This window comes from Lentilactobacillus dabitei (genome assembly GCF_019061365.1).
GTDB classification, from domain to species: Bacteria; Bacillota; Bacilli; order Lactobacillales; family Lactobacillaceae; genus Lentilactobacillus; species Lentilactobacillus dabitei.
In genome coordinates this window covers 1-1,516 of sequence record NZ_JAHPPD010000167.1, presented here as the reverse complement: position 1 = coordinate 1,516, position 1,516 = coordinate 1, and the positions used below count along the sequence as shown (strand labels likewise).

The 1,516-nt window shown below is 43.7% G+C and carries 2 protein-coding genes; both read right to left on the bottom strand.

The annotated features are described in order from the left end of the window. Window positions 1-196 precede the first annotated feature (196 nt). Window positions 197-457 carry a helix-turn-helix domain-containing protein gene (locus KTE19_RS13590; RefSeq protein WP_249778673.1) on the bottom strand — a complete coding sequence of 87 codons (261 nt, stop codon included), beginning with the start codon at window positions 455-457 and terminating at the stop codon, window positions 197-199. 14 nt (window positions 458-471) lie between these two features. Then, window positions 472-1,308, bottom strand: a complete 837-nt coding sequence (locus KTE19_RS13585) for a hypothetical protein (RefSeq protein WP_217342512.1) — start codon at window positions 1,306-1,308, stop codon at window positions 472-474. Window positions 1,309-1,516 lie beyond the last annotated feature (208 nt).

Genomic DNA, 1,516 nt, shown 5'->3' with positions numbered 1-1,516 from the left:
TCCCCGTAAATGTCTCGGATGGAAAACGCCTTATGAAATATTCTTTAATGTAGTGTTGCACTTAATTTGACAATTCAAGAGCCAAAAAAGTAATGCATTTCAAAACCAGAATGCATTACTTTTTTCGCTTAAATTCTGAGATCAAATCGTCATTGTTCTGGGATCATCCCATAAATTTTATTGAATGTGTTTATCCCTACTTCACAGTAATTTGAAGCGTCTTCCCCAGTGCCGAAGCAATCCGGCTCAGCGTCTCAATTATGGTATTGCTGCCCTTTTCGATTTTCACAACTGTGGCCAGTGGTAAAGCCGCTTTCTTCGCCAGGGCTGCTTGCGACAAGCCCTGCGCTTCTCTGGCTTTCATCACGGTTGCGGCAATGGCAACCTTGGTGTATTCCAACTGAAATCCCGGGTTGTCCGTTAGTTTGTGAGTTCCTGCTGCTATAAATTCGTCCAAATTAATTGCGCTCATCATTCCACTACCATCATGACTTTAGGCTTCCAAGCGTCTCGTGAAGTCGTCGGGACAAGGTACAAGCCATAATCCCGATTACCAGAATTGGCAACCAGACTTCTCAGCTGGCTTTCAACCATTTTTGCGTAATAAGTCAATGCTTGAGCTCTTGGGTCTGCCTTCCAATAAGACTCGTAGTTTGTGATGACGGCGGGATTCACATCCTTCACCGCAAACTCGACCGTCGCATAATTCAAAATGTTGGCATTTGCGGCAGCATCCCGCGAGCTCATATTTGAAGTGGCCAACAATTTTGCCATCATATTCAGTTGCTGGCTATTGGTCCCCTTCCCCTTTAGATCTTGCTTCACTTGATTGATGATTAAGTCCTGAAACTCCGTCTGCGGCAAACTTGCCAACATTTTCAAGTTGTCTTTGAAAAATTGGTAGCATTCTGTTTTTGTATAGGCCATTTTGGATAAATCGGATGTGCCTGGTTGCTTTGGATTAATCCCCTTGGTGAGATAACCACGCCACACATATCCACTGGCGCTATTATGTTGATTATAGAGCTCGTAATAAACGTGACTCACGCCGCCGTGTTGCATGACAACGCTGTTTTTGACATACCAAGTTGTCGTGGGATAGTTTCTCAAATTATGTAGTCGTTGCGTATGCAGCTGGTTCCACAAATAAACCGACTTTGTGGCCTTTGGATGATAGGCGATCGCCGAGTTTCGATGGCTTACCTTTGTCCAAACATATTGAGTAGTTGGAACCTGTTGTTCGGTTGTGACGGTACTTGCAGAAACAGAGTGACTAGCTCCACCGATCAAGAGACCGAATGCGATCACAACCAACCACGTTAATCGTTTTTTTATTTTATGTTTCCTCCTAATACTAGCCTAATTATTATACCAGAATCAGGGGAACAAATGTGTGCACTTTTGAAATTATCCGCAAAAAAAGAGACCGGGATCAAAATGAGGTGTACCCCAAAAGTTAAAGTAAATATTTGCTTGTCTTTCCTAGGCGGCACGGAGTCGATAGCTTATCGGCGCT